Consider the following 5,601-nt stretch of genomic DNA (forward strand, 5'->3'; position numbering starts at 1 on the left):
AGCTCGGCGGCCAGGGCCCGGCAGCGGTCACAGGTGCGCAGGTGGCCGTCGACCTGCTGCGTCTCCCGCTTCGACAGGCCGCCGCGGGTCCACGCGCCGAGCCGCTCGACGGTCGACCGGCACTCGTCGGCCGCCGTCTCGGCCAGGTGCGCCTGGAGGTAGGCCTCGCGCAGGCCCTCCCGGGCCCGGAACGCCAGCGAGGACACCGCGCCGGGCGCCATCCCGAGCAACCGGCCGACCTGGGCGGGTGACTCGCCTTCCACCTGGGTGTGCCACAGCACCGCCTGCCACCGCTCCGGCAGCTGCGCGAAGGCGGATGCGACGAGCCCGCTCTCCATCTTCATCAGCACCGGGTCGTCGCCGACGACCGGTGCGTCGTGGGTCGTCATGTCGTCGGTGAACTGCAGCCGCTTGTCCTTGCGGGTGCGGTCGTAGGCGGTGTTGCGGATGGTGGTGAACAGGTACGCGCGGAACGCCGAATCCGGACCCTTGCCCTCCAACAGGTTGTCCAGCACCCGGGCGAACGACTCAGCGACCAGGTCGTCGGCCTCCGCCGCGTTCCGCGCGAACTGCCGGGCCAGCGTGGCGGCCGGCCCCGCGTGCCGGCGGTACAGCTCGCCGAACGCCTCCCGGTTGCCGGACCGAACCTGCGTGATCAGCTCGGGGTCGCTGACGACATAGCCGTCCGCTTCCTCGTCCGCCACGCCGGACCTCCTCGACCTCACCCGCGGGGGACGGGCCCGGACCCCCGAGCACCCCGCGCCGAATGCGCTGTCATTGTCACCTACGCCGCCGTCGGCCGTCACCGCCCAACGGGTCCGCTTGTCTCGAACGGGCTAATTCGAGCCGTCGGTATCCGTCCGGTCACCGGTGATCGACCCGCCCGGGGGACGCCTCACCCGCCCGGGAAAAAAACTTTTGCCGGATCGCGTGATGACGGCGGCCCACGTCCGTCTCTTCCGTGACGCATGCAGTGGGGGCCCGGACCGTCCGGGTCCGGCCGGACCGGTTGCCGGGCCGGCACGAGCGGTGGAGGAGGGCGCCCGCCAGATGAATCACCTCTCGCATCTGACCACCCCGACCAGCGGTGAACTGCGCGAACGCTGGTACGAACAGTCCAGGGCGGCCGGCTGGGCGTTCGTGTCCGACTGGCACCACCCCGCGGTGGACGCCCTGTGCGAGGCCTGCCTGCTGGGCCGGAACATCTGGGCCCCGGCCGAACGGCTGGGCGCCGTCCGGGCCGAACAGGGGGTGTCGCTGGGCGAGACCCTGGCCGACCTGGACGGGCTGGCGTGCCTGGTGCCCGATGTCGCCGAAGGGGTCATCCAGCGGGCTGCCTCACTCGGGTGGGCCGAACGAATGACCCGACCACACCTCGCGGTCTTCGATCCGTTGACCGGTCTGGTCTCGGTCGACTACCTGCGGACCCGGCTGGGTGAGGTCTACCAGGCGGCCGATGTCGACGGTGCCAAGGTCTCCACGACCCATGCATTGGTGACCGTCCGGCTCAACCTGGCCGGACGGGCCGGCTGGGACCGGCTCACCCCGCTGATCCTGGCGGGCGACGCGATGCGCTCGGTGTTCGATGGGGGCCACACCCTGGCCCGGCTGGCCGACCACATGGCCGTGATCCTGACCGACCGCGCCCCGACGCTGGGGCGCCGCACCCAGCTGCTCGCGGAGCTGGTGGCCGAACGGCTGCGCCGGGAGCGCCGGTCCAGCGATGCGCCGGCCCGGATCTGGATCGAGCGGTTGCCGGACCACGGGCGCGCCGCGACCGACCTGATCGAGGAACTGGCCCGTTAGGTGGCCGAGCGCGCGAGGCCACCCTCGCGGGCTCACGAACGCACGGCGGCCGCACGGCCGCCGTGGCACGACCCGGGGAGGGTGATCGAGCGCCGGGGATGGGCGCTCGATGGGCGCGATGATCGTCCTGCCGCCCGGCCGAGACCATCGGCCGGCGTGTGGCGGGACGATCATCGCCCCGAGGACGATTCGCCGATCGGGCCGGGGAACGGGCGCGCCGACCGGGGGCGTCGGCGGTGACGGACGGCCCGTCGCGGCCAACTACGCTGCTCGTGTGGACGAACGGACCGGTATGCCCCGGGTCGGCATGGTCGGCGGCGGCCAGTTGGCGAGGATGACGCATCAGGCGGCGATCCCGCTCGGTCAGACCCTGCGGGTCCTGTCGGTGGCGGCGGATGACAGCGCCGCCTTGGTCACCCCCGACGTGATGCTCGGGCACCACACCGATCTCGAGGCGTTGCGGGCGTTCGCCCGGCAGTGCGACGTCGTCACCTTCGACCACGAGCACGTTCCCGGCGAGCACATCCGCACCCTGGTGGCCGAGGGCCATGCGGTCTACCCGGGGGCCGACGCGCTGCAGTACGCCCAGGACAAGGCGCTGATGCGGAACCGGCTGGCCGCCCTCGGCGCGCCGGTGCCCGCCTTCGCCGTCATCGACGCCGCCGACCCGGACCGGTCCGATCGCATCCGGGAGTTCGGCGACGAGCACGGCTGGCCCTGCGTGGTCAAGACCGCCCGCGGCGGCTATGACGGCCGCGGGGTCTGGGTGATCCGATCGGCCGCCGACCTGGACGCCGCCCCGGACGGTGCCCCGGCCGACCTGGGCCTGCCCGGCGCGGGGCACCTGGTCCTCGAGGCCTTCGTGCCGATGCGCCGCGAGCTGGCCGCGGTGGTGGCCCGTTCCCCCTTCGGCCAGGCGGCGGCCTGGCCGGTGGTGCAGACGGTGCAGTCCGACGGCATCTGCGTCGAGGTGATCGCGCCCGCCCCCGGCCTGGACGACGACCGGGCGGCGGCCGCGGGCCGGCTGGCCCTGCGCATCGCCGGGGAGCTGGGGGTCGTCGGGGTGCTGGCGGTCGAGCTGTTCGAGGTCGACCCGGGGCCCGCCGCCCCGGACGGCCTGCTGGTCAACGAACTGGCGATGCGCCCGCACAATTCCGGGCACTGGAGCATGGACGGCTCGGTGACCGGCCAGTTCGAGCAGCACCTGCGGGCGGTCCTGGACTACCCGCTGGGCCGCACCGATCTGCTGGCCCCGTTCACCGTGATGGGCAACGTGCTCGGCGGGCCGGCCGACGGGCCCGGGGCCGGGATCGGTCTGGACGAGCGGGTGCATCACCTGGCCGCCCGGTTCCCCCAGGTCAAGGTGCATCTGTACGGCAAGGCGTTCCGCCCCGGCCGCAAGCTGGGCCACGTGAACGTGCTCGGCTCGGACCTGGGTGAGCTGCGGCGGGTGGCCGGCGTGGCCGCGACCTGGCTCAGCGAGGGCGTCTGGGCGGACGGGTGGGACGCGCACGCCGCGGATCCCCGTCCGGCCCGGCAGGAGGAGGCGGTGCTCTCATGAGCCAGGGTGCGGCGAGCGGGCGTGCCGTGGTGGTCGGCCTGATCATGGGGTCCGACTCGGACTGGCGGGTGATGTCGGCCGCGGGCGAGCTGCTCGACGAGTTCGACGTGCCGTACGAGGTCGGCGTGTACTCCGCGCACCGCACGCCGCGGCGGATGCTCGACTATGCCGGGGCCGCCGCCGAGCGGGGCCTGCGGGTGATCATCGCCGGCGCGGGCGGGGCCGCCCACCTGCCGGGGATGGTCGCGTCCGCGACGATCCTGCCGGTGATCGGCGTGCCCGTGCCACTGGCCACCCTGGACGGCATGGACTCCCTGCTGTCGATCGTCCAGATGCCCGCCGGCATCCCGGTCGCCACCGTCTCGATCGGCGGCGCGCGTAACGCCGGGCTGCTGGCCGTGCGCATCCTCGCCGCGGGCGAGGGCGAGACGGCGGCCCGGCTGCGCGGCGACCTGGCCGGCTTCGCGCAGAGCCTGGAGCGCATGGTGCTGACCAAGCACGAGACGCTGCGGTCCACCACCGGCCGCTGACCCGGCAAGCGCGGGCGCCGTCCGCATCCCGGTGAATGCGGACGGTTTCGGCGCGCCCGGCGGGGCTACCATCGGGAGTTACCGACGGGTAACTTCAAGCGAAGGCGGCTGGATGACCACCGATCTGTTCACCCTGACCGAGGACCACCGGGCGATCCGGGAGGCGATCCGGGACCTGGCCGAGCACGAGATCGCGCCGCATGCCGCCGACGTCGACGAGCGCGAGCGCTACCCGATCGAGGCGCAGAAGGCGCTGACCGCCGCGGGTTTCCAGGCCGTGCACATCCCGGAGGACTACGACGGCGCCGGGGCCGACGCGGTCGCCACGGTCATCGTGATCGAGGAGGTCGCCCGGGCCTGCGGATCGTCCTCACTCATCCCGGCGGTCAACAAGCTCGGCTCCATGCCGCTGCTGCTGTCCGCATCGCCCGAGCTCAAGCAGCAGGTGCTGCCGTCCATCGCGGCCGGGGAGGCGATGATCTCCTACGCGCTGTCCGAGCGGGAGGCCGGCTCGGACGCCGCGGCGATGCGCACCCGTGCGGTCCGCGACGGCGAGGAGTGGGTGCTCAACGGCACCAAGTGCTGGATCACCAACGCCGGGGTGTCGAGCTGGTACACCGTCATGGCGGTGACCGATCCGGACAAGCGGTCCAAGGGCATCAGCGCGTTCGTCGTGCACGCCGACGACCCGGGGTTCGTGGTCGGCACCAAGGAACGCAAGCTGGGCATCAAGGGCTCGCCGACCCGGGAGATCCATTTCGAGAACTGCCGCATCCCCGGGGACCGGATCATCGGCGAACCGGGCACCGGGTTCGCCACCGCGATGGCCACGCTCGACCACACCCGGCCGACGATCGGGGCCCAGGCGATCGGCCTGGCCCAGGGCGCCCTGGACGTGGCCGTGGCCTACGTCAAGGAGCGCAAGCAGTTCGGCAAGCATCTGGCCGAGTTCCAGGGCCTGCAGTTCATGCTGGCCGACATGGCCATGCAGGTCGACGCGGCCCGCACGCTGGTCTACCAGTCGGCCGCGGCGGCCGAGCGGGGCGACGCCAACAAGACGTACCTGTCGGCCGCGGCCAAGTGCCTGGCCTCCGACGTGGCGATGAAGGTGACCGTCGACGCCGTCCAGCTGCTCGGCGGCGCCGGCTACACCCGCGACTTCCCGGTCGAGCGGATGATGCGGGACGCCAAGATCACCCAGATCTACGAGGGCACCAACCAGGTCCAGCGCCTGGTGATGGCCCGCGCGCTGCTGAAGTAGCGCCCGGCCGCCCCGGCCGGGGGACGAGCCGGGCCCGGTCCGCAGCCGGGCCGGGTCAGCCGGCCGGCGGGACGGATCGGGGCAGGCCCGGCACGTCGACGCCGAGGGTGACGGTGGCCCGCTCGTCGGCGGCCACCCGCTCGACGGCGACCCGATCGGCCGGCGACCCGGCGACGACGAAGGTTCCCCCGGTCGCCCAGGCCGCGAGCGGGCCGGTCGGGACCCCGGCCAGGGTCGGCGGGCCCGCGGCCAGCAGCACGGCCCCGTCGCCGAGCGTCGCCGCCGCCCGGGCCGTGGCGGCGAGCACCCCGGCCACGGTCAGCCGGCCGGCCGGGCCGGCGGATCCTGTCAGCACGGCCACGTCGTCCGGGCCCGGGCCGGGACGGCGGGGGACGAACCGGTCGGCCTGCGGCAGGATCGCGTCGGCGACGTTGCGCTGCAGC

Annotated in this window: 5 protein-coding genes and 1 pseudogene; 4 read left to right on the forward strand and 2 right to left on the reverse strand. The window is 73.7% G+C overall.

Features of this window, described 5'->3' with window-relative positions:
• A partial coding sequence (locus tag ACOJUF_RS08305) for a sigma-70 family RNA polymerase sigma factor (protein ID WP_420121391.1) occupies nt 1-704 on the reverse strand: 704 nt, incomplete at its 3' end.
• A 346-nt stretch (nt 705-1,050) separates the two neighbouring features.
• On the opposite strand from ACOJUF_RS08305, the gene ACOJUF_RS08310 reads away from it, so the two are divergent.
• From ACOJUF_RS08310 to ACOJUF_RS08325, 4 genes are all read left to right on the forward strand, one after another.
• Nucleotides 1,051-1,806: a hypothetical protein gene (locus tag ACOJUF_RS08310; RefSeq protein ID WP_420121392.1), complete on the forward strand. Its 756-nt coding sequence runs from the start codon at nt 1,051-1,053 to the stop codon at nt 1,804-1,806.
• A gap of 274 nt (nt 1,807-2,080) precedes the next feature.
• Complete coding sequence (locus ACOJUF_RS08315) at nt 2,081-3,367, forward strand: 5-(carboxyamino)imidazole ribonucleotide synthase (RefSeq protein WP_420121393.1); 1,287 nt, start codon at nt 2,081-2,083, stop codon at nt 3,365-3,367.
• Nucleotides 3,364-3,897: a 5-(carboxyamino)imidazole ribonucleotide mutase gene (gene purE, locus ACOJUF_RS08320; protein WP_420121394.1), complete on the forward strand. Its 534-nt coding sequence runs from the start codon at nt 3,364-3,366 to the stop codon at nt 3,895-3,897. The genes ACOJUF_RS08315 and purE overlap by 4 nt, the downstream gene beginning before the upstream one ends.
• Before the next feature lie 112 nt (nt 3,898-4,009).
• Entirely contained in the window at nt 4,010-5,158 is a 1,149-nt protein-coding gene (locus ACOJUF_RS08325) for an acyl-CoA dehydrogenase family protein (RefSeq protein ID WP_420121395.1), read from the forward strand.
• A 55-nt stretch (nt 5,159-5,213) separates the two neighbouring features.
• Here ACOJUF_RS08325 and ACOJUF_RS08330 read toward each other — a convergent pair.
• A pseudogene (locus tag ACOJUF_RS08330) lies at nt 5,214-5,601 on the reverse strand (hypothetical protein); the annotation flags it as partial.

Origin of the sequence: Nakamurella sp., from assembly GCF_048594475.1 — a bacterium.
Lineage (GTDB): Bacteria > Actinomycetota > Actinomycetes > Mycobacteriales > Nakamurellaceae > Nakamurella.